Annotated in this window: 19 protein-coding genes and 1 tRNA gene; 7 read left to right on the forward strand and 13 right to left on the reverse strand. The window is 63.3% G+C overall.

Going from position 1 to position 23024, the window contains the following annotated elements:
- Window positions 1–110: 110 nt before the first annotated feature.
- Both CSC67_RS03940 and CSC67_RS03945 read left to right on the forward strand, forming a co-directional pair.
- A complete protein-coding gene (locus CSC67_RS03940; RefSeq protein WP_118993246.1) occupies window positions 111–923 on the forward strand; it encodes a citryl-CoA lyase in 813 nt (270 codons plus the stop codon).
- Between the two features lie 28 nt (window positions 924–951).
- The gene (locus tag CSC67_RS03945; protein ID WP_118993247.1) at window positions 952–1500 is read left to right on the forward strand and encodes a VOC family protein; all 549 of its coding nucleotides are present in this window, start codon (window positions 952–954) and stop codon (window positions 1498–1500) included.
- A 40-nt stretch (window positions 1501–1540) separates the two neighbouring features.
- Here CSC67_RS03945 and selD read toward each other — a convergent pair whose 3' ends face one another.
- From selD to fdnG, 8 genes are all read right to left on the reverse strand, one after another.
- Complete coding sequence (selD, locus tag CSC67_RS03950) at window positions 1541–2602, reverse strand: selenide, water dikinase SelD (protein ID WP_118993248.1); 1062 nt, start codon at window positions 2600–2602, stop codon at window positions 1541–1543.
- Window positions 2603–2666: 64 nt separating this feature from the next.
- A tRNA-Sec gene (locus CSC67_RS03955) sits at window positions 2667–2762 on the reverse strand.
- A 9-nt stretch (window positions 2763–2771) separates the two neighbouring features.
- On the reverse strand, window positions 2772–4769 hold the full coding sequence (selB, locus tag CSC67_RS03960) for a selenocysteine-specific translation elongation factor (RefSeq protein ID WP_118993249.1): 1998 nt from the start codon (window positions 4767–4769) through the stop codon (window positions 2772–2774).
- Window positions 4766–6187, reverse strand: a complete 1422-nt coding sequence (gene selA / locus CSC67_RS03965; RefSeq protein ID WP_118993250.1) for an L-seryl-tRNA(Sec) selenium transferase — start codon at window positions 6185–6187, stop codon at window positions 4766–4768. Before selA ends, selB begins: the two co-directional genes overlap by 4 nt.
- A complete protein-coding gene (fdhE, locus tag CSC67_RS03970) occupies window positions 6187–7119 on the reverse strand; it encodes a formate dehydrogenase accessory protein FdhE (RefSeq protein WP_118993807.1) in 933 nt (310 codons plus the stop codon). Before fdhE ends, selA begins: the two co-directional genes overlap by 1 nt.
- An 89-nt stretch (window positions 7120–7208) precedes the next feature.
- The gene (locus tag CSC67_RS03975; RefSeq protein ID WP_118993251.1) at window positions 7209–7853 is read right to left on the reverse strand and encodes a formate dehydrogenase subunit gamma; all 645 of its coding nucleotides are present in this window, start codon (window positions 7851–7853) and stop codon (window positions 7209–7211) included.
- Entirely contained in the window at window positions 7846–8766 is a 921-nt protein-coding gene (fdxH, locus tag CSC67_RS03980; protein ID WP_118993252.1) for a formate dehydrogenase subunit beta, read from the reverse strand. Before fdxH ends, CSC67_RS03975 begins: the two co-directional genes overlap by 8 nt.
- Window positions 8767–8775: 9 nt before the next feature.
- Entirely contained in the window at window positions 8776–11844 is a 3069-nt protein-coding gene (gene fdnG, locus CSC67_RS03985; protein WP_167752747.1) for a formate dehydrogenase-N subunit alpha, read from the reverse strand.
- A 201-nt stretch (window positions 11845–12045) separates the two neighbouring features.
- Between fdnG and CSC67_RS03995 the strand changes: the two genes are divergently transcribed.
- From CSC67_RS03995 to CSC67_RS04015, 5 genes are all read left to right on the forward strand, one after another.
- A complete protein-coding gene (locus tag CSC67_RS03995) occupies window positions 12046–12984 on the forward strand; it encodes a LysR family transcriptional regulator (protein ID WP_118993255.1) in 939 nt (312 codons plus the stop codon).
- A gap of 211 nt (window positions 12985–13195) precedes the next feature.
- Window positions 13196–13753 (forward strand): 3-hydroxyanthranilate 3,4-dioxygenase, encoded by a 558-nt coding sequence (locus CSC67_RS04000; RefSeq protein ID WP_118993256.1) that lies wholly within the window; start codon window positions 13196–13198, stop codon window positions 13751–13753.
- On the forward strand, window positions 13750–14745 hold the full coding sequence (locus CSC67_RS04005) for an amidohydrolase family protein (RefSeq protein ID WP_118993257.1): 996 nt from the start codon (window positions 13750–13752) through the stop codon (window positions 14743–14745). Before CSC67_RS04000 ends, CSC67_RS04005 begins: the two co-directional genes overlap by 4 nt.
- Window positions 14746–14838: 93 nt before the next feature.
- On the forward strand, window positions 14839–16011 hold the full coding sequence (locus tag CSC67_RS04010; RefSeq protein WP_118993258.1) for an ABC transporter substrate-binding protein: 1173 nt from the start codon (window positions 14839–14841) through the stop codon (window positions 16009–16011).
- A gap of 205 nt (window positions 16012–16216) precedes the next feature.
- Window positions 16217–17437, forward strand: a complete 1221-nt coding sequence (locus CSC67_RS04015) for an MFS transporter (protein ID WP_245220117.1) — start codon at window positions 16217–16219, stop codon at window positions 17435–17437.
- Between the two features lie 37 nt (window positions 17438–17474).
- On the opposite strand, the gene CSC67_RS04020 is transcribed toward CSC67_RS04015, so the two are convergent.
- The 5 genes from CSC67_RS04020 to CSC67_RS04040 form a co-directional block, all read right to left on the reverse strand.
- Complete coding sequence (locus CSC67_RS04020) at window positions 17475–18473, reverse strand: ABC transporter substrate-binding protein (RefSeq protein ID WP_118993259.1); 999 nt, start codon at window positions 18471–18473, stop codon at window positions 17475–17477.
- A gap of 44 nt (window positions 18474–18517) precedes the next feature.
- Complete coding sequence (locus CSC67_RS04025) at window positions 18518–19387, reverse strand: phytanoyl-CoA dioxygenase family protein (RefSeq protein ID WP_167752748.1); 870 nt, start codon at window positions 19385–19387, stop codon at window positions 18518–18520.
- 143 nt (window positions 19388–19530) lie between these two features.
- Window positions 19531–20037: a MarR family winged helix-turn-helix transcriptional regulator gene (locus CSC67_RS04030; RefSeq protein WP_118993261.1), complete on the reverse strand. Its 507-nt coding sequence runs from the start codon at window positions 20035–20037 to the stop codon at window positions 19531–19533.
- A gap of 66 nt (window positions 20038–20103) precedes the next feature.
- Window positions 20104–21153 carry a DUF481 domain-containing protein gene (locus CSC67_RS04035; RefSeq protein ID WP_167752749.1) on the reverse strand — a complete coding sequence of 350 codons (1050 nt, stop codon included), beginning with the start codon at window positions 21151–21153 and terminating at the stop codon, window positions 20104–20106.
- 88 nt (window positions 21154–21241) lie between these two features.
- Window positions 21242–22852 carry a methyl-accepting chemotaxis protein gene (locus CSC67_RS04040; RefSeq protein ID WP_118993263.1) on the reverse strand — a complete coding sequence of 537 codons (1611 nt, stop codon included), beginning with the start codon at window positions 22850–22852 and terminating at the stop codon, window positions 21242–21244.
- Between the last annotated feature and the right edge of the window lie 172 nt (window positions 22853–23024).

Raw genomic sequence — 23024 nt, forward strand, 5'->3', positions numbered from 1 at the left:
CATTTCTACGAAAGCCTTCCGCGCAGCGCGGTCGGTAAGGTCGATAAGGAGCTGCTCAAGAAAACGCATGAACGGCCGGCCGCGGCTCCGCACCAAGAACGGGGACGAAAATGACAACAATCAAGACCGAAATCGGCTATTGCAGCACCGAGCGCATCTATGTTCGCGGCCACGATCTGGCCAACGATCTGATCGGCAAGGTCGATTTCATCGACATGATGATGCTGGTCGTACTGGGCCGCGTTTCCGAAGGAAACGAACGGGACATGCTCAATGCCATACTTGTCTCGGTCATGGATCACGGCATGACCCCAAGCGCGCTGTCCGCTCGGCTTACCTACCTGGGCGCGCCTGAAGCCCAGCAGGCGGCGGTTGCCGCGGGCCTGCTGGGAGCCGGCAGCGTTTTCCTTGGCGCCATGGAAAACGCCACGTCCATGCTGCGGGGGCTGGTCGCCGGCCTTCCTGAAAATGCCGGCGACGAGCAACTGCGGGATGCGGCCCTGCAATGCTATAAGGATCGCCGGGCCGCGCGCCTGGCCGTGTTCGGCCTGGGCCACAATATCCATGTCGATGGCGATCCCCGCATCCCCGCGCTGCGAGCAGTGTCGCAGCGCTGCGGATATTACGGCGCTCATTGGCACGTGCTGGAACACCTGGAAAATGCCAGCGCCGCTTCGGGCAAGCGGCGTCTGCCCATCAATGCCGCCGGCGCCATCGGCGCCATGGTCGCCGACATGCAACTGCCCGTGTCCATGGCCCGCGGCCTGGCTCTTATCAGCCGCTGCGCAGGTCTGATCGGGCATATCGTAGAAGAACAGACTTCGCCCACGGCCCAGGCCGTCTGGGATCTGGTCTTGCGCCAGGATCCACGCAATGCGCTACCGGCCGGCGCAGCGTCGTCTCAACGCAACTCCCCCGAGTAAATCCATAGACAGCGATCAGGAGTTCTCCATGCGACCTGGATTATCTTTCAGCCATATAGGCTTTTACGTACAGGACATCGACAAGATGGAGCAGTTCTACCGCGAGCTGCTGGGCTTCTTCGTAACCGACCGCGGCACGCTTTCGGGCCCCTCCGGCGAATTCAAGCTGGTCTTTCTTAGCCGCGACCCCGATGAACACCACCAGATCGTGCTGGCAACCGGCCGGCCCGATTCGCTTTCCTTCAATGTCATCAACCAGATTTCCCTGCGGGCCGATAGCCTGGCCACGCTCAAGCGCCTGTACACGCAGCTAGCGCAGGCCGGCGCCAGCGATATCCAGCCTGTCACGCACGGCAACGCCGTTTCAGTCTATTTGCGCGATCCCGAAGGCAACCGGGTGGAACTGTTCGTCGATACACCCTGGTACGTGGACCAACCCATGCGCGTGCCAGTCGATTTCAACCTGCCCGACGATGAGCTCATGCAGGCAGTCGAGGCGCACGCCAGGCAATTGCCCGGGTTCCAGCCTCGCGGCGAATGGCGCGCCCGGATGGCAAAGCTCATGAACATGGAGTAGTACAAGGCGATAGGGGTTCGGCCATTGCCTGGCTTGGCAGCTAGGCCACGTGCACGCGCGCAGGGCCGGCGCGCATTTCGCCAACGACGGCGGCCTGGCCGAAGCCCTGCGAATGGAAGATGTCCAGCACCTTGGCGGCGGCCTGCGCGCTGCAGGAAACCAGCAGCCCGCCCGAAGTCTGGGGATCGGTCAACAATGCGCGATCGGCGGCGTCCAGTCCCGCGGCCAGCTCGATGCCGTCGCCATACGAAGCCCAGTTGCGCCCCGAGGCGCCCGTGACCACCCCCTGCCGCGCCAACTCGCGCACGCCCGGCAGCCAGGGCAAGTCGGCCAGGCGCAGATGCGCGGCCAGGCCTGAACCGCGCGCGATCTCCAGCGTATGTCCCAGCAGGCCGAAACCCGTGACGTCGGTAAGCGCGTGCACGCCGTCCAGTGCGGCCAGGTCGGTGCCGGGGCGATTCAATTGGGTGGTGGCCTGGATCATGGCCCGGTAGCCGTCGTCGCTCAATTGATTCTTCTTGAGCGCCGCCGACAGCACGCCCACGCCCAGGGGCTTGCCCAGAACCAGGACGTCGCCCTCTTGCGCATCGGCATTGCGCTTGATGCGGCCGGGATGCACCAGGCCCATGGCGGCCAGGCCGTAGATGGGCTCGACGGAATCAATCGAATGCCCGCCCGCTATGGGAATGCCGGCGGCGGTACAGGCCGCCGCGCCGCCTTCGAGTATGGCTGCGATGTCTGATTTGGGCAGCACGTTGATGGGCATGCCGACGATGGCCAGCGCCATGATGGGCGAACCGCCCATGGCATAGACGTCCGACAGCGCGTTGGTGGCCGCGATGCGGCCGAAATCGTAGGGGTCGTCGACGATGGGCATGAAGAAGTCGGTCGTCGCGATCAGGGCCTGCTGGTCGTTCAGCTTGTATACCGCGGCATCGTCCGAACTCTCGTTGCCTACCAGCAGCGCCGAGTAAGTCTGCATTCCGGGCATGCCGGCCAGCAGTTCGGAGAGCACTCCCGGCGCGATCTTGCAGCCGCAGCCGCCCCCATGCGACAAAGAAGTAAGGCGGGGTGGGGTCTGAAGGTCTGGGGAACCGGGCATGAGCGTCTCCGATATGGCCGGCCGCAGGGGCCGCGCACCATGCACCCTGCAGCAAAAAAACGAATGGCGGAAAGCAGCAGGAGTCGAACCTACCTGGGAACGTCTGACGCCCCCAACTGGGTTTGAAGCCCAGCCGTGCCACCGGACACGAATGCCTTCCGCGGCAGCCTTATGATAGCCGTTGCCAGAATGCCGCGCTATCGCCGCGCGGCACATGCTTGTCGCGCAGCCGGCGGCTGTAGCCGGCGCGGTCGAAGAATTCGAGAATCTGGATCGCGCGCTTGCGGCCCAGGCCCGTGGCATCGCGGAATTGCGCGGCGGTGACGCCTTCGCCGCCGCCCACGCTTTGAACCAGTTCGGCCAGGCGAGCAATCTGCTCGCGATGATAGAACAAGTCGCGCACCACCTGGTAAAGCTGGCCGCTGCGCACCAGTTTGCGCAACAGCTGGCGCACGACGTCTTCGGGTTGCTGGAACGTTGCCGCCAGGTCGCGCACCCAGGGGGGATCGAACGCGCCTGCGTGAATGGCGGGCAGCAGGCGCTGCGCCAACCCGTCTTCTTGCGGTGTAAGCGTTGCCTCATGCCCCGGCTTGTGCAGCCAGGGGCCGTTGCGCACCAGGCGCTTGCGGGCCACCAGGTCGTCGCGCAATGCCGGCCACAGCGTCTCGGGAATGGTCGGCAGCGCCACGCGCCGCAGGCGCGCGGCGTCCAGGCCCGGCTCATCCGGCCAGCGCTCGTGAAAGGCGGCCAGGGCGTCTTCCACCGCCTGGCCCAGGGCGTCCCAATGCAACCGCAGAATCAGGCTGCGCATCGCGCCCGCGTTGCGGGACTGTACCCACAATGCGTCGGGCGGCAGCTCTTCCTGTCGAGGGCTGGCTCCGGCGAGGCGCATCAAACGCAATTCATCCAGCCCATAAGGCGCCTCTTCGAGCGCTGCGGCCAGGCCCGCGCCCTGCTTCAATTCGCTCACCGCTTTCAGCCAGGCCAGCCGCTGAGGCGTTCTGCGCTTGCGGTCGGGTGCGTTGGCGTCCAGCACCATGCCGCCGCCCAGGGTGCGGTTGGCCTGCGCATTGCGCACGATGAAGCGGTCGCCGGGCATGGAGCAGACGGGCTCGTCGAAGACCAGCTGCACCCAGCCGGTCTGTCCGCTGGGCAAAGGGTCGGGCGAAAGCGGCACCGCGTGCGCGACATAGTGGGCCGCGCCAAGATGCACGTGCAGGGGCGTCCAGGCCCTGACGGGACCGTCGGCCGAATCGAGCAGCGTCAGCTGCACGTCGACATTGCGGGCCGGGGTGAAGCAGCGCTCGTCGGCGATCCAGTCGCCGCGCTGCACGGAGTCGCGATCGAGCCCGCCGAGATTCAAGGCGCAGCGCTGTCCGGCGCGCCCCTGCTGCGCGGGCTGGTTCTGGGCATGGATGCTGCGCACCCGTATCGCCCGGCCCGCGGGCATGAGCCGCAGTGAGACCGCATCGTCATCGACGCCCACCACGCCGTCATGCACCGTGCCCGTGACGACGGTGCCGTGGCCCGGCAAAGAAAAAACCCGGTCGACCGCAAGGCGGAACAGGCCATCCGAACGGCGCCCGGCCATGGCCTGCGCGGCATCGTGCAGATGGCTGCGCAGCGCGGCGATACCCGACTTGTCCGGGCTCGATGCGTCGGGGGCCGGCCCGCCCTCCGCCCCGTCGGATTCGGGACCGCCGTCGACGGGCGAGGCCAGCGCCGCGTTGGTCTCGAACACCGGCATGTCCTCAAGAAAAGTGCCCTCTGCCAGCACCGCCAGCTGTGCGTGCACTTCCTGCAGGCGCTGTGCGTCGACGCGGTCTATCTTGGTCAGCGCCACGGCGCCCTGCTGCACGCCCAGAAGCTCCAATATCGCCAGATGCTCCCGGGTCTGGGGCATGACGCCGTCGTCGGCCGCCACCACCAGCAAGCCGAAATCGATGCCGGTGGCGCCCGCCGCCATGGTGTGCACCAGGCGTTCGTGCCCCGGCACGTCGATGAAGCCCAGCACATCGCCGTTTTCTAGAGGCGTATAGGCGTAGCCCAGCTCGATCGATATGCCGCGCTTTTTTTCTTCTTTGAGCCGATCGGTGTCGACCCCGGTCAGCGCGCGCACCAGGGTGGTCTTGCCGTGGTCGATGTGCCCCGCCGTGCCGACGATCATCCGTTCAACCGCTGCAGTTGGGCGACGAAAGCGGATTCGTCGCGAGCCTCGAGACAGCGCAGGTCGAGCCACAATGTGTCGTGCGCGATGCGTCCGACGACCGGGCGCGGCAGGGCGCGCAGACGGCTTTCGAGCTTTTGCAGCGCCCGCCCGGGACGCCCCGCGCCGGCGTGGCGCACGGCCAGGCCGTAGCTTGGTAATTGGTCGACCGGCAGCGCGCCGCTGCCGATCTGGCTGAACAGGGGCTCGGCGCCTACGGTATAAGCGGCCCCGAGCGCTTGCTGCAGTGTGGGCTGCAGCCCTTGCGCCTGAGTCTGCATGTCGGCCATGGGACGGGTCAGCAGGCGCAGCGTCGTCAGCCGCTGCGCCAGCAGTTCGGGCGACCGGTACAAAGCCAGGACCGGTTCCAGGGCCGCCAGAGTAAGTTTGCCGACGCGCAAGGCGCGCTTGAGCGGGTTCTTCTTGATCTTTTTGATGAGGTCGGCGCGGCCCACCAGCAAGCCGGCCTGCGGCCCGCCCAGCAGCTTGTCGCCGCTGAAGGTGACGATGTCCGCGCCGGCCTCGATGGTTTCACGCACGGTGGCTTCCTGGGGCAGGCCCCAGCGTGTCAGGTCGAGCAGGGTGCCGCTGCCCAGGTCGACGGCGGTGGGCAGGCCATGGCGGCGGGCCGCCTCGGCCACTTGGCCGACATCGACGCTTTTGGTAAAGCCTGTGACTTCGTAGTTGCTGCAATGCACTTTCATCAGCATGGCGGTGCGCGGCCCGATGGCCTGCTCGTAATCGGCCAGATGGGTGCGATTGGTGGTGCCGACTTCGACCAGGCGGGCCCCCGCCCGCTGCATGATGTCGGGAATGCGGAAAGCGCCGCCGATCTCAACCAGCTCGCCGCGCGAAACGACGACTTCACGCCGGTTGCCCAGGGCGTTGAGCATCAACAGCACGGCGGCGGCATTGTTGTTGACTACCGTGGCGGCCTCTGCGCCCGTCAGCTCGCACAGAAGATCGTCTATGAGGTCGTCGCGGTCGCCGCGCCGGCCCGTCGACAGGTCGAACTCGAGGTTGGCGGGCGCCTGCATGGCCTGGACCACCGCCTGTATCGCCGCATCGGGCAGCAATGCACGGCCCAGGTTCGTGTGCAGCACCGTGCCGGTCAGATTGAAGACGGCGCGCAGGCGGGGGCGATCCGCTTCGCTGAGTCGGCTGCGCGCCTGTTCGATCAACTTCCCGTCGCGCAAGGCGTCGGCGGCAAGCTCGCCCTGCAGGGCCTGCCGGCGCAAATCGGCCAACAACTCACGCAGCACGTCCAGGACGCGGCTGCGACCGTACTGGGCAACGAGGTCGGCGGCCGAGCCCAGCAGGCGTTCGACCGAAGGGATATCGGAAGCGCCCGCCGGCGCAGCATGAGGCGTCGCCCCCATCAGGACTCCGGGCCCTGCCACAGCAGCGGATTGCCGCTGGCTCGCGAGTAGCCTTCTTCGCCCATCAGCATGTCGAGCGTGAGGCTGGCCAGGTCGTCGGCAACCGGGTCGACGTTGTAGTCTTTTTCCTGGTAGAAGATTTTGCGGTAGCTGTGGCAGTCGTCGCAGGATTCGGCCTTGATGCCCTCGGGACCGCCCTCGACGGAATGAAAGGCGATGGACTTGGTGCCTTCGCAATGCGAGCAGGTAACCCGCACCAGATGCCATTCGGACGAACACAGCGAGCAGCACAGGTAGCGGCAGCCGTCGGCCGACCCGCCCACGCGCACCACGCTGGACACCGGCAGGCTGCCGCATAGGGGACATACGCCGAAGGGGCTGACCACCGGCAGCTTGCTGGTGTCGAAATCGATGGCCAGGCTGGTCCAGTACACCTGCAAGGCCGCCATGATGAAGGGCGCCGACGCCCCATCGATCTCGGTGTCGCGCTCTGCCAGGATGGCGTCGGCCTGGGTTTCGATGGAATCGGGGTCGGAGTCCAGGCGCTCGCGCAGTGAAGCCGCCACCGCGCGGGCCTGCTCGGGCACCTCGGCCTGCCCGGACATGTGGTCGGCCAAGGCCTTGAGGATGTCGCGCCATTGCGGCGCGCGGCTCCAGCCCATGGCTTGCAAGGGCGGCATGCCATGCGCCTGGGCCCGCGAGATTTGCTCTTCGCCGGCCGAGGGCACCGCGCAATGTTCAAGCGCGCGATGCTGCGCGTCGACCAGATGCGCCATCAGGGCCAGATAAGCCGAGGCGGGGTGGTCTTGCGCCAGTTGCCGCAGACGCGCCGCGCGGTCGGTAAACACGGAGGCACGCACAGGGATGCGCAGCCGTGGAATGGACGTATGGTCCAGCGATTCGATTTCGCCGCGCTCGAGAATTCGCTGCAAGGCATTCTCCTGAAAAACATGGCTGCCCAGCATGGAGGCCGGGCAGCCATGGCAGACTGCGATGCCCCGAGGGCATCAATGAATAGACGCTACTTGCGGGACGGAGCCCCTCGCACCTGGCGGAACCACGCGCGATGGTGTTTCCAGGCCCAGCCCGGAGTGACCGTGCCGCGGGTCATGGCCCGGACCGAACCCTTGACCCAGAAGCCCGCATAGATATGCACAATGATCGCGCAAATCATCACAAAAGCAAAGATAGCGTGCAGAACCGAGGCGAGCTGGATGAGCCACAAGCTGAAATAGAGGCCGAAAAATTCGCGCCACATGACGATGCCCGTAAGCAGCAGCCCCAGCATGAGCACGATCAGCGCAAAATACAGCACTTTCTGCCCGGCGTTGTAGCGGCCCACCTCGGGCAGCCTGTCTTCGCGATTGTTGACGACGTCGTCGAACTGCCGGAGCCATTGCCTGTCGTTCCTGTCCATCTTGTTGTGCCGGAACATGCGCACAGCAAGAATGAAGAACAGCAGGAACATGAACACGCCCACGAAGGGATGCAGGATGCGTGTCCAGGTACCGCCGCCGAACAGGTTGGTCAGCCAATAGAAGGCCGGATGGAACAGCGCCAGCCCCGACAGCGCCAGCACGATGAACGCAATGGCGACGATCCAGTGGTTGGCCCGCTCGCCCGGCGTATAGCGCTCGATGAGCCTGGTTTTTTTGACGTCATTCATGAGTAGCCTCCGATTCGCGTTGGCTTTCGTCCGCCGCCCGGCGCTCGTCCTCTTCATCGACTTCGTTCGGGCCGACCCGGATGTAGTGGAAGAAGCCGGCAAGCGCCGTCAGCGCCATGGCGGCGACCCCCAGCGGTTTGGCCATGCCCTTCCAGAGCGACACCATGGGACTGATGGCGGGGTCTTTGGGCAGCTCGTTGTACAGCCCCGGCTTGTCGGCGTGATGCAGCACGTACATGACGTGGGTGCCGCCCACGCCGGCCGGATCGTACAGGCCGGCATTGTCGAAGCCCCGCGACTTGAGGTCGACGACGCGGTCGTCCGCGTGCTTGATCATGTCTTCTTTGGTGCCGAACACGATGGCGCCCGTGGGACAGGTCTTGACGCAGGCTGGCTCTTGCCCCACCGCCACGCGGTCGGAACACAAAGTGCACTTGTACACTTTGTCGTCCTTCTTGGAGATGCGCGGTATGTCGAAGGGGCAGCCGGTGATGCAATAGCCGCAGCCGATGCAGTTCTCTTGGTGGAAGTCGACGATGCCGTTGTTGTACTGCACGATGGCGCCCGGCGAAGGACAGGCCTTGAGGCAGCCCGGGTCTTCGCAGTGCATGCAGCCGTCCTTGCGGATCAGCCACTCGAGATCGCCGGCGTCGTTCTCGTACTCGGAAAAGCGCATGACCGTCCACGAGTTCTCGGTCAGGTCCATGGGGTTGTCGTACACCCCCACGTTGCTGCCGATTTCGTCCCGCACGTCATTCCACTCCATGCAGGCTACCTGGCATGCCTTGCAGCCTATGCACTTGGTGGTGTCGATGAGCTTTGCCACGCCGCCGCCGACGACCGCATCGCGCTCGCTCGGCATGGGGGTCGTGGTCGCGGAGCGCCTTTTGATATCCAATGATTGCAATGCCATGGCTTGCTCCTATGCTTTCTCGACGTTGACGAGGAAGGACTTGAACTCGGGCGTCTGCGTGTTGCCGTCTCCCACGGGCGGGGTCAGGGTATTGGCCAGGAAGCCGGGCTTGGCCAGGCCGACGAACCCCCAGTGAATCGGGATGCCCACCTGGTGCACTGTCTTGCCTTCGACCGTCAGGGCCTTGATGCGCTTGGTGACCACCGCCACCGCCTTGATGTGGCCGCGGTTGGAGGACACCTTGACGCGCGCGCCGTTGGCGATGCCCAGTTCCTGGGCCAGGGCCTCGCCGATCTCGACGAACTGCTCGGGCTGCAGAATGGCATTGAGCTCGACGTGCTTGGTCCAGTAGTGGAAGTGCTCGGTCAGGCGATAGGTAGTGCCCACATAGGGGAAGTCGGCCACCTTGCCCATGCTTGCCAGGTCGTCCTTGAAGACGCGCGCCGCCGGGTTGCTGACGGCGCGTTTTTCTTCAGGGTAGACCGGGTTGTAGCCCAGCGGATTCTCGAACGGCTCGTAGTGCGTCGGGAACGGCCCTTCGGTCATGCCCTTGCGGGCGAAGAAGCGCGCCACGCCTTCGGGATTCATGATGAACGGCCCCATGCCGTCGAGCGGGTTCTCGTCCACCTTGAAGTCGGGCACGTCGGCCCCGACCCAGGCCTTGCCATCCCAATGGATGAGGTCGTGGCGCGGGTTGAACGGCTTGCCTTCGAGGTCGCAGGACGCACGGTTGTACATGATGCGCCGGTTGGCCGGCCAGGCCCAGGCCCAGTTCAGCGTCTGGCCGATGCCGGTCGGATCGCTGTTGTCGCGACGGGCCATGAGGTTGCCCGCCGGCGACCAGCATCCGGCGTAGATCCAGCATCCGCACAACGTGGAGCCGTCGTCCCGCAGTTCGCCGAAACCGGCCACCTGCTCGCCCGCCTTGCGCAGTACGCGCGTCGGGTCCTTGGGATCGACCAGATCGACCCTGGCGCGCCCGCTGTACTCTTTGGCCAGTTCTTCGGCCGTGGGGTTGCCGGGGTTCGCGTACGGCCACCAGAGATTGACGATGGGATCGGGGAAGGTGCCCCCGTCTTTCTCGTACATGTCACGCAGGCGATTGAACAGCAGCGCCATGATTTCGATGTCGCTCTTGCCTTCGCCCGGCGGATTGGCGCCCTTCCAGTGCCATTGCAGCCAGCGGCCGGAGTTGACCAGCGCGCCTTCCTCTTCGGCAAAGCAGGTGGTGGGCAGGCGAAAGACTTCGGTCTGGATGGATGCGGTGTCGACATCGTTGTGCTCGCCGTAGTTGCGCCAGAACTCGGAGGTTTCCGTGACCAAGGGGTCCATGATGACCAGGAACTTGAGCTTGGAGAAGGCGTCGATGAGCTTGGCCTTGTACGGCGCCGCCGCCAGCGGGTTGAAGCCCTGGCAGATGTAGCCGTTCATCTTGCCCTGATGCATGAGCTCGTAGACCTGCAGCATGTCGTACGGACGGTCCATCTTGGGCAGGTAGTCGTAGCCCCAGTTGTTGTCCGGACGCGCTGCGTCGCCCCACCACGCCTTCATGAGACTGACGTGGAACTTGCTGTAGTTGCGCCAGTAGCTGAGCTGGTTGGGGCGCAAGGGCATCTGCGTGCGGTTGGCGATGTAGTCTTCGTAATTCTGCTCGGCGTCGTTGGGCAGGGTGAGATAGCCCGGCAACAGGTTGGACATCAAGCCGATGTCGGTCAGGCCCTGGATGTTGGAGTGGCCGCGCAAGGCGTTCATGCCCCCGCCCGGAATGCCGATATTGCCCAGCAGCAGCTGCATCATGGCGCCGGTGCGGATCATTTGAGACCCGATGGAGTGCTGGGTCCAGCCCAGGGCGTACATGATGGTGCCGGCGCGATCCGGCGTGGCCGTGGAGGCCAGCATCTCGCACACCTTCAGGAACTTGTCTTCGGGGGTGCCGCAAACCTTCGACACCATTTCGGGGGTGTAGCGGGAATAATGCTGCTTGAGCATCTGGTAGACGGAACGCGGATGCTTCAGGGTGGGATCGACCCGCACAAAGCCGTCGTCGTCCAGTTCGTAGTCCCAGGATGCCTTGCTGTAGGTGCGATTTTCTTCGTTGTAGCCCGAAAACAGGCCGTCCTGGAACGCGAAGTCTTCGCGCACGATGAACGGCATATCGGTGTAGTTGCGCACATATTCGTGCTGGATCTTGTCGTTTTCGAGCAGGTAGCGAATGACCCCGCCCAGGAAGACGATGTCGGTTCCGGTGCGTATGGGCGCGTAGTAGTCCGCCACGGATGCCGAGCGCGTAAAGCGCGGATCCACGACGATGAGCTTGGCCTTGTTATGGGCCTTGGCTTCGGTGACCCATTTGAAGCCACAGGGGTGCGCCTCGGCGGCGTTACCGCCCATGATCAGCACAATATCGGCGTTCTTGATGTCGACCCAATGGTTCGTCATCGCTCCACGGCCAAACGTCGGGGCAAGACCTGCCACCGTCGGACCATGTCAGACACGAGCCTGGTTGTCGAATCCAAGTGCGCCAAGGCTGCGAATGACCTTGTGCGTAATGTAGGCAACCTCGTTGGAGCTGGCCGACGCGGCCAGCATGCCGGTGGTCAGCCAACGATTGACCAGCTGGCCTTTTTCGTTGCGCTCGATGAAGTTGGCGTCACGGTCTTCTTTCAGCAGCTTGCTGATGCGGGTAAGCGCGTCGTCCCAAGAGATACGCTCCCATTTGTCGGAGCCGGGGGCGCGATACTCGGGGTATTTCAGCCGGTTGGGGCTGTTGATGAAGTCGACGAGGCCCGCGCCCTTGGGACAGAGCGTCCCGCGGTTGACGGGGTGGTCGGAATCGCCTTCGATGTGGACAATGCGCGCGGTGGCGTTTTTTGCGCCATCGCCCAGACCGTACATCAGGACCCCGCAAGCCACTGAACAGTATGGACAGGTGTTGCGCGTTTCTGTCATGCGCGCAAGCTTGTATTGGCGAACCTCAGCCATTGCCGGGCTGGGGGCGGCCCCCAGCAGCGTAAGACTGGAACCCGCCAACGTTGCCCCTGTCACCTTGAAGAATTGACGTCGACTCATGTTGACCATGACGCTCTCCAGATGATTGAAAACAACAGTTCTTGTTGTATCGTTTCGAAATAACCCTATTTTTTATCGGGTATACGCCAAAGTATAGGACCCGCCATCTGAAAAAGCCATGCAAACGCGCCATTTCAGTGCAGATCGTTGTTGAGTCTTATTCCCATTGGTTTTTGACCAGTTCTTCAGCCGAGTCATCAAGCAATATCCATGCCCTCCGCCGCTCCGTCCCTGCCTCCCGTTTCACTGCACCGGCTCAAGCTCAGGCCCCTGCTGATCTTCGAACGCGTGTTCAATTCGCCTTCCATTGCCAGTGCCGCGCGCGAGCTCAATATGTCGCAGTCGGCCGTCACCAAGGCCATACAGGAACTCGAAGCCAGCCTGGACGTGCCCCTGTTCGAGCGCAGCAACCGGGGCATCGTCCCCACCTGCTACGGCACACTGCTGGGCGAGCGCGTGCGCACCGTGATCTCCGAACTGCGCTATCTCACCGACGAATTGAATTCATTCCGCTCCGGCGAAAGCGGCCACGTCATCGTCGGCACCCTCATTTCGGCGTCGGCGCAACTGCTGCCCAAAGCCATACTCAAGCTCAAGAAACAGTATCCCGACGTGCTGGTCACTGTCCGCGAGGGCCCGAATGAGCCGCTGTTCCGCGATCTGGCCAATGGAGAGCTGGATATCGTCGTGGGCCGGCTGCCCGAAGAAAACCTGCCCCTGATGCGCCGCTTCCCCTTCAGCCACACCGTGCTGTATCCGGACGAAATCTGCGTCGTGGCGGGCCGCAGGCACCCCTTGGCCGAACAGAAGGGCCTGAGGCTGCTCGACCTGCTGGACTTCCCGTGGGTGCTTCCTTTGCAGGAGTCGCCGACTCGCGCCATCACTGAGAAACTGCTGCACGATTCGGGCCTGAGCATGCCCCGCAACATTACCGAGTCGCTCTCGTTGGTCACCAACATCGGGCTGCTGCAGGATTCGGCCTCTATTCTGTTCATGCCCCTGGCCGCGGCGCGGCATTTCCAGCGGCTCGGGCTGGTGGCGATTCTTGACGTGGGGCAATTGGGCAAGTTCGGCGACGTGGGCTACACCATACGCGCCGACCGCCTGCCCACACCGGCTACTCAGCGCTTCATAGACTGCCTGCGCTGAGGGGTGGCCGGCCGGTCGTCGAACCGCGCCCGGCTATCGAAAACAGGAATAGCCAATTCGCTTTCTTTCACTTTATGCTTGTTGCCAGGCTTCCTATACTCGGTATTCGATCCTCATTGCGCCCCGCGGCGCCACAAAAACAAGAAAGGCCCACGCCGCATGGGCTTACACACGCTTGCCGTCCACCTCGCGGCCGATTACGGAGAAAGACATGTTCAAGTATGGTCCCCCGCTCAACTTCAAGCGCTGGCTCGACGACAACGACCATCTGCTCAAGCCCCCGGTCGGCAACCAGCAGATATGGGAAGATGCCGACTTCATCGTCACCGTGGTCGGCGGGCCCAATCACCGCACCGATTTCCACGACGACCCGCTCGAAGAGTTCTTTTATCAGTTCAAGGGCAACGCCTATCTGAACATCATGAACCAGGGCCGGCTCGAGCGCGTCGATCTGCGCGAAGGCGATATGTTCCTGCTGCCGCCGCATGTGCGCCATTCGCCGCAGCGGCCCGAGCCCGACAGCCGCTGCCTGGTCATCGAGCGCCAGCGGCCCGAAAAACTGCTCGACGGCTTCGAGTGGTACTGCCTCGAATGCGGCCACCTGGTGCATCGCGTCGAGGTACAGCTGAAAAGCATCGTGGCGGACCTTCCGCCCCTGTTCGAACGTTTCTACCAGAATCCCGATCTGCGGGTCTGTCCAAATTGCAAAGCCGTCCATCCCGGCCGCCATGCCCATGGGCAGGCCGCCCAATCAGGAGCCACACCTTGAGCCGCGTCATCGACATCCATTCCCACTTCTTTCCGCCCATCACGCAGGCGGAGGCGGGCAGGCTCGACCCGGAACGTGCGCCGTGGCTCAAGGACAGCGGCGACGGCAGCGGCATGATCATGGCCGGCGAAAAGCCTTTCCGGCCCGTTTATTCGGCCCTGTGGGACCCGGCGCGCCGCATCGAGGAAATGGACGCCAGCGGCGTGGACGTGCAGATCATGTGCGCCACGCCCATCATGTTCGGTTATCGCTACCCGGTCGAACGCGCCCTGCCATGGGTGCAGCGCATGAACGACTACGCCATCGAGCAGTGCCAGCATGACCCGCAGCGCCTGAAAGCACTGGCGCAGGTGCCGCTGCAGGACATCGATGCCGCCTGCGAGGAGGTCCTGCGCGCAAAAAGCATCGGCCACGTGGGGGTGCAGATCGGCAACCACCTGGGCGACAAGGACCTGGATCACGCCGACCTGCTGACGTTTCTGGCCCATTGCGCCAATCACGACATCCCGCTGCTAGTCCATCCCTGGGACATGATGGGCGGCGAGCAGCGCATGAAAAAATGGATGCTGCCCTGGCTGGTGGCCATGCCGGCCGAAACTCAGCTGGGCATCCTGTCGCTGATCCTCTCGGGCGCCTTCGAGAAGCTGCCGCGCTCGCTGAAGATCTGCTTTGCGCACGGCGGCGGCAGCTTCGCCTTCCTGCTGGGCCGAGTCGACAATGCCTGGCGCGAACGCGACATCATCCGCGAGGACTGTCCCAATCCGCCCTCGTCCTATGTCGACCGCTTTCATGTGGACTCGGCCGTCTTCGATCCGCACGCGCTCGAGTTCCTGGTGCGCGTCATGGGAAACAGCCAGGTCATGCTGGGTTCGGACTACCCATTCCCGCTTGGTGAACAGAAGATCGGCAAGCTGATCCGCGACAGCGATTTCACCGAACCTGTGCGCACGGGCCTGCTGGGCGGCAACGCAAGCCGTTTTTTCAATATCTAATTCGCGCAATTGCACAAAAGGGGCGCTTTTGCGTTTACTCTTGTATCCTGACGTTACCTTCTGGATATTTCGTCACAATCTAAAGGAAGAGACATGCAGACAACGCACATCAAGAAATTGCTTCTGGCCTCGGCCATTGCATTGGGGCTGGGATCCGGCGCGGCACACGCCGAGGTCAAGATCGGCTTGATCACCACCCTGTCCGGCGGCGGCGCGGCGCTGGGCCAGGACCAGCGCGACGGCTTCATGCTAGCCGTCGAGCAGAACGGCGGCAAGCTGGGCGGGCAGGACGTCTCGGTCATTATTGAAGACGACCAGCTCAAGCCCGAGCAGGGCGTGCAGATCGCACGCAAGCTGGTCAACAACGACAAGGTCGACTTCGTCACCGGCATCATTTTTTCCAACGTGATGATGGCGGCGCGCACGCCCATTCTCGACTCCAAGACATTCCTGATCGGCTCCAACGCCGGCCCATCGCCCATTTCGGGCGCCGAATGCTCGCCGTATTTCTTTTCCACCTCGTGGAACAACGACCAATTGCACGAGGGCGGCGGCCAGATCGCCACCGATCAAAACTATAAAAAGATGTACATCATGGCGCCCAACTACCAGGCGGGCAAAGACGCCCTGGCCGGGTTCAAGCGCTTCTACAAGGGCGAAGTGGTGGACGAGGTCTACACCCAGATCGGCCAGATGGACTACTCGGTTGAAATCGCCCAGCTGCAGCAGGCCAACCCCGACGCCGTCTATGTGTTTTATCCCGGCGGCATGGGCGTGAACTTCGTCAAGCAGTACCGCCAGGCGGGCCTGCTGGGCAAAGTGCCGCTCATTTCCGCCAGCACGGTCGACGGTTCGACCCTGCCCGCGCTGCAGGACATCGCCCTGGGCGTCATCACCCACGCACCGTATGCGCCCAACCTGGACAATGCGCAGAACAAGCAGTTCGTGGAGGCCTTCGAGAAGAAATACAATCGCTCGCCTTCCCTGTATGCCGCGCAATCGTACGATGCCGCCAACCTGATCGCTTCGGCCATCAAGAAGGTCAACGGCAACCTGCAAGACAAAGAAGCCGTACGCAAGGCGCTCGAAGCCGCCGACTTCGACTCGGTGCGCGGTGACTTCAAGTACAACACCAACCACTTCCCGATTACCGACTGGTATCGCGTCGACGTCGTCAAGGGCGAAAACGGCAAGGTCGAGCTGGCGGCGCAAGGCGTCGTCTTCAAGGACCACAAGGACGCCTACTACGAGCAGTGCAAGATGTAAGGCGATCGCTTCGGCATGCCCGAACCGGCTCCCGGCTGCCGCCCGGAGCCGGTTTTTTATTCATGCGGCTGCCCTTTTAGTGTTAACGGGCCTTTGTCTACTTGTGCCGCGCTTTTGACCCCTATACACTTTCAACGCCCTCCCGCGCCGGCCGCAGGCCAGACCTCCTGCGGCAGGGTTCAATAGCAAGGATGCACCGCTTTTCATGAACTCCACCTCCGTACCCGGCAACGATCATTCTTATTTCTGGGTATGCGTATCGATGTGCGTCGGCGTCATGGGCACGGCGCTGGCCAGCCCCCTCTATCCCCTGTACCAGGAAGCCTGGCATCTCGCCCCCAGCCAGATCGCCCAGCTTTACACTGCCTACATGATCGCCGCGCTGGCTACGCTGCTGTTCCTGGGCCGGCTGACCGACCGGCATGGCTTTCTGCCCGTGCTGCGCGGCGGTGTCATCCTCGTCACCGTGGGCATCACCGTTTCGGCGCTTGCATGGGATGTGCTCAGCTTTACCATCAGCCGCGTTCTCATCGGCCTGGCGTCGGGGCTGATCGTCACCTCGTCCTCGCTGGGCCTGGGCCAGTTGCGCAAGGGCGGCAACAGCCAGCGCGTCGCCGCGACCATCAGCCTGACACTGGCCTTCGGCTTCGGACTGGGCCCCGTGGTGGGCGGCCTGATCGCTCAATGGACGCCTTATCCGCTCGTCAGCGCCTACCTGCCTTCCATCGTTCTGGGCCTGCTGGCCGTCTACGCGCTTTTTCGCATCAAGCTCAAGCCCCAGCTGCCGCATCCGGCCGCCGGCGCCGGAGGCTGGCGCCATTGGCTGCCGGCGCTGTCGCTGCCGGCTGCGCCACTGACCCGGCCCTATCTCATCGGCGGGCTGGCGGCCTTCAGCGCTTTCGGCATGTTCAGCCTCTATGCCTCGTTGGCGCCCAGCTTCATGGACCGCATGGTGCCCTGGCATGGCCCGGCCGTCAGCGGCCTGTCCATCGGCGTGATCCTCTTTCTTTCGGCCGCCTTCCAGTTCGTGGCCCGCCCGTGGATCACCAAGCGCGTGATCATCTGGGGCCTGCTCGGCCTGGCGCTGGCCAATGTCCTGCTCATGCTCAATACAATGACGACGTCGCCGCTGCTGTTCGCCTCCAGCGTATTGACCACGGCCTTCGGCCACGGCTTGTGCAATCTGGGCGGCATATCGGTCGTGAACAAGGTGGCGCCCCCCCATCAGCGCTCCAGTCTGCTGTCCACTTATCTGATGATCGCCTACCTGGGCAGCATCCTGCCCGTGCTCGGCATGGGCTGGCTGGCCGACCACATCGGCCTGAGCAATGCACTGCTGGTCTTCTGCACATGCATCGTCCTGCTGACCGGCTGCCTGGCCTTCATGGCCCTGCGCACGCCCGTCATTGCCGCGCCGGAGAGCTGAGCCGCAGTACATCCGCGGCCGGTGCGGCGGGCGGGCGTCAGGGCACCACGCAATCACATCCCGCCAGGGACGGCGGGAGCTCGATCCGATAATGCTCCATCAAGCGTTGGCTGATCACAGGATGCATGTCCGCATCGCCGGGCCGATAAGGAGGGAGGCTTTCGGTCGAGCTTCCCTTCAATACCTTGCCCGCCATGATCCCGGCCGCCTCTCCGACCTTGAACCACTCCACGGTGAGAGCCGCAAGCGCCTGCCCATGCTCGACGGGGTCGCCGTGGGTGCCGATAATCGGCCAGCCCATGCTTTGCGCAACCGCCGCGATGGCGGCCATTGACGAGTAGATTCGGCCCGACGACGCGGGAATGAGCGCATCGATGCGCTTTCCGGCCACGCTGCGCATGCGTTGCGGAATTTCCGCCGGGCTGTCCATGCCTATGGGCACGACCTCCAGGCCGTGCTTGACCGCCGCAGGAGTAATGGCGTGGAGAAACGACGTGGAGCTGTCGTCGGCCGTATCGTATAGAACTCCGATGCGCTGCAGTTTGGGCAGCAGCGTGCCCATGAAGTTCAGCATGCTGTCCCAGTCGGGCATATTCGACGCCCCGGTCGCCATCTTTCCGCCCCTGTCCCACGACGGGACCAGCCCCGCTTGCACGGGGTCGCCTACCGGCGCGAATACGATCGGGAAATCCCGCCCACGCAACAGTATCTGCGCCGTCTGGGAAGGAGGTGTCGAAACGGTGATCATCAGGTCGGGCCGCGTCCCCGCCAGCTTGGTCAGCATCTGCGGCAAAAGCGACCGGTCGAAGTTGACGTGGCTTTCTTCTATGGCCAGATTGCCTTTTTCTGTCGAATAGCCTTGCTCCGCAAGGCCGTGAAGCACCCCGTCTACGACTTCGGTCAATGTAGGATGCGGCCCCCAGCCGGCGATCGCGACGTGTTTGACCGTATCGGCCGCCATCGCCCGAAAAGGCATGGCTAATGCGGCAAAAGCCAATGAGGCGGCTACGATGGTAAAGGCATGGCGGATTTTCATGCGTGTCGTCTCCTGTCGTTTTCAGGCCGGGCTACAGCTCGGCATCACTTCTTGCCGCGAGCCAGCGCCTCGTATTTATTGGCTGGTTTTGCGGCCATCAGCTCAGGCACGGTTACCTCGCCGCCTTCCCGCCATATCACGGGCCATCCGCCGGATATCGGCTGACCGGGAGTCAGGATGGCGCGATACTCCGCCGGCGTCAGGGTGTTGGGCCTAGGGTCGTAGATCGCATCATCCCCGAGAAATCTCATCGAATAGCCCAGGCGGCGATCTTGCTTGCTGAGATTGGCGCCCGTGTAATGCAATGTCCATCCCGTGAACGCGATGGCGTCGCCGGGCTCCATGTCCCAGGCCCGGATATTGATGGCGCCTGGATAACGCGCATCCAGGTCGGCGAAATCAGGCGGAACCTCGAAGTCGGCGCTTTCGACGATAGCTTTGACGGACGCCGCCGAAGAAGGGATATGCGGCTTGAACATCCGCTTCCATTTGTGCGAGGCCGGGATCAGACAAAGCGCGCTCATATCCCGCGTGACATGGCGCAACGCGACCCATATGGACACCAGCGTGGCATCGCTGAATGGATAGTAGGAAATATCGTTGTGCCAGCGAATAGGCTCCTGCTCGCCGGGATCCTTGGAAAACAAGTCGGCGCCGTACAAGCGGAGCTTGTCGACGCCGGCCAGCTGCGACGCGGCGCGGGCGATGCCCGATCGCCAGACGAAATGGTGAAAGACGGGGTTCCATTCATGGATGGAAGGCACGATGTGGTAGCCGGGCGGATAGGGTCGAAGCTCGCGATCGGCCGCTGCCGCAAGTCGGCCAGCCTGTTCCCGGTCCACCAGGCCGCGCAATAGCACGCATCCCTCGCGCTCGAATCGGCTGCGATCCTCGTCGTTGATGTTGGCGATCATAGACATTCTCCCGAATGGTCCGGTTGAGCCATTGCACCGCATGGAGCCGATGAGAGCACTCCAGACACGCAGTTTAGAGACAGCTCGCCAATTAGTCAATAATGTTGACCGTAGATTCGCAGCGCCTTGGCGCTATCGATCGCTCAAGCCCGCCGACGGCGATAAGTGGGGCTGGGGGAAGAAGCGTGCAAAGCGTCGGAGGCGTTGGCTCGTACCAATAAAGTACGCAGGTATTCCAGGTCGTCGGCGCCCAGCGCCGCGGCCAGATCCTCCTCTGCCTGCTTGAGCGCCACCACGCTGTCGGCAAGCAGCTTGCGGCCGTCGTCGGTGACGGTCACGAGGCGGTTGCGACGGTCACGGGGATCGTAGTTCCACTGCAAGAAGCCATAGTCGACAAAAGCCATGACCAGCTTGCTCATGGCCTGCTTGGAAATGTTGGCCTGGCGGGCCATGTCCGTGATACGGGCGCCTTCGAAACGCATGGTCCGGAACAAGTGGCCATGCGCCGCGGTAACCATGGGGTAGCCTTTTTGATGCAGATAGTCCATGGCCCGCTTGTCGAACAGGATATGAACCTGGTCCAGCAGCCGTCCCATATTGGACTGGCGAATGCGGTCGAGTTCTTGATCGGAGGGTAATGACGGGTTCATATCGCGTTGAATGTAAACAAGACTGTGTCCGCGTATCCTAAACCACTCGCGCCGCTGCTGAAATATTTACCAATGCACGCCCAGGCCGACCGAATACCGCCGTTCATCGGTCGAAGGCTTTCCGGACATGGTTATGTGGTCGTAGCCCGCTTTGGCATAAAGCGACATCCATTGCGTAACGCTGTAACGCAGGCCGAGCTCGGCCTCCAGGCTGTAGTCGGTCGCGCCTCCGAATGCGCGGTGAACCTCGCCGGTCGTGAACACCTGCCACTGCTTTCCCGCCAGATAGCGCGTGAAGTTCCAACCCAGGCCGGCCGTCTGGAAATTGTCGTGCGTGTGATCGTGGTACTTGTAGCGCGTATGCGTCAGGAAGGTCGATACCGAGAACGCCCCCATTTCGTCGTCCCAGAACTGATAGCCCGGGCCGGCGGCGAAAACGAGCTGGCGCGCCGGATTGTCGACACGGTCGCTGCCGTAGCGCAGACGGCCGCGCACGAACAGCTTTTCCGACAGGAAACGGTCGATCATGTAGGCGGCGTTGTAGTTATACGTGCCCACAACGCTGTCCTGGGTCTTGCGCGTATAGTCCAGCTCCACCCCATGGCGCCACCCATCGCGCCGGGCCGTGGCGTGCATGGCCGCAATCCAGTTCTGATTGCGTTTCGAAGCGTGCGTAGCGTCCAGGGCCATATCGATGCCCCCCTCGAAGCTCCAGTCCCTGAGAAACGCATGCGGACGCACCATGCGCTCGATGTCGGCCAGCGCCACTTGGTCCGGGTCCGATGCGTCCATTGCTTCTTCGGGCCTCAACGCGGCGACGCTTCCGGGCTGTCCGCTCGACGCCAGCCGCGCCTCATATTCCGCCGGCAGGCCTTTGGCGCGCATGAGCATGGTGTCGCTCGTCTGAAGCTGCGCGACCTTGTCCCAGCTGATACGGATTTCGCCCGCGTAATCGGTATTCAGGACGAGCGTGCCGCCATCCATCAGCAGCACCTCGCCGCTGAGCCGGTCGCCGTTCGTCATCACAATGGTGTCCGCCCAGGCGCAAGACACCGCCACACTGCCCCACAATGCCGCCCATGCCAGGCCGACACGTCCCATACCCGAAACTCGCACCACCAAAAGCCCCTCCTCCCTTCGTCGAATGAATGAAAACGGGCGCCTATACGAGGCGCCCGCGGCGATAATGCTAACAGCCCTTGCCCTAATGCGACAAGGCCAGGCGAACGGGTGAGGCAGGCAGCGCAGCTTGAGTTCGCTGCATCGGCTCCGCCGAGTCATCGAGTTTGAACGTGGCCACCAGTCCGGCCAGCCGGGACGATTGCTCTTGCAGGCTGGCCGCGGCCGCGGCGGCTTCTTCCACCAATGCGGCGTTCTGCTGGGTGACCTGATCCATCTGGGACACGGCCTGGTTCACCTGTTCGATGCCCACGCTTTGCTCCCGGCTGGCCACCGTGATCTCGTTCATGATGTCGGTGACCCGCCGGATGCTGGCGACGGTTTCGTTCATCCGATCGCCCGCTTCGGAGGCCAGCCTGTTGCCTTCCGCCGCACGGGCCACAGAGGTGTCGATCAAGTCCTTGATTTCCCGGGCTGCCGAGGCGCTGCGTTGAGCCAGGGCCCGCACTTCGCTGGCGACCACGGCAAAGCCTCGTCCCTGTTCGCCCGCGCGCGCCGCCTCCACCGCGGCGTTCAAGGCCAGTATATTGGTCTGGAAAGCTATTGTGTCGATGACGTTGATGATGTCCACCACCAGTTTGGACGACTCATTGATTGCGCCCACGGTGTCGACCACCCTGGACACGACCTCGCCGCTCTTGACCGCCACCTGCACGGCCGTATCGGCAAGCCCGCTGGCCACTTCGGCATGATCGGCGTTCTGCTTGACGGTGGTGGTCAGCTGCTCCATCGTGGCGGCGGTCTCGGCCAGCGAGCTGGCTTGTTCTTCGGTACGGGAAGACAGGTCGACGTTGCCGGCGGCGATCTGGCTTGCCGCACTGGCGATCGACTCCGCGCCGCCGCGCACATCGCGCACGACGTCCTGCAGATTGCCGTTCATCTGTTTGAGCGCCTGCAGCAAGCGGCTCGTTTCGTCGCTGCCTTGCACGTCGATCGCGGCGGTCAGGTCGCGCGACGATACCGTCGCGGCAAGCGCCACCGCCCGGCGCATCGGGCCGGTGATGGAACGGGTAATGACATAGGCCATAAGCAGCCCGGCCAGCAGCGCCGCCACGGACAGGCCTATCAACATCTTCATGCCCGTATCGTTGTTGGCATCCAGTTCGGCCGCCCTGGTATCGATCAGCTTTCTTTCATACAGCAGCAGATCGTTGACACTGGCGGTGTAGGCATCGAGAAGCTTCTCCAGCTCCGTCTCGAAAAACTCGTTTGCGGCCCGATAGTCTCCCGCCAGCCGGGCCTGGAATGCCTTGTCTCGCTTGTCCCGGTATTCCGCCCGTCTTTCGAGCACGGTCTGAAAGAGCTCGAGGGCGCCGGGATCGGTCAACTGCTCGGACAGCTGTTCCTGCAGTCGCTGTATGTCGGCAGCCGTCGCCTCCATGGCCTGTTCGATGTCGTGGCGCACGTAGGGGTCGTCGATCTTGCCCGCCGCGATGGTGCGCACGGCGTTCAAGGCCGTGGCGCGGCTCCATTCAGTAATCGCGCGTTCGACCGCCAGGCGACGGCCGATGACCTCTTCGGCCATGGCCGAAGAACCTTGAATGCGCCAGAGCCCGATCCCGGCCAGCAGGGCCAAAAGCAGAAGCAGCAATAGAAAACCAAGCGCCAAGCGCGTACCGATATTGAGTTTGTTCACAAGATGCCTATGGATGTCGTGCCTCGCAGGCAAGGAGGCGTATCCGTTTTACGGCACAAGTCGTGAAACTTTATTGAAACAAGGGAAAGCCGCCTATTGGTTACAAAATAATGGCGTAGCTCAAAGCAGTGGAACGAAGGGCCGGGCGTGCCAGTCCGTCCCACATAAGGAT

This window comes from Pusillimonas caeni, from assembly GCF_003545815.1.
Lineage (GTDB): Bacteria > Pseudomonadota > Gammaproteobacteria > Burkholderiales > Burkholderiaceae_B > Pusillimonas > Pusillimonas caeni.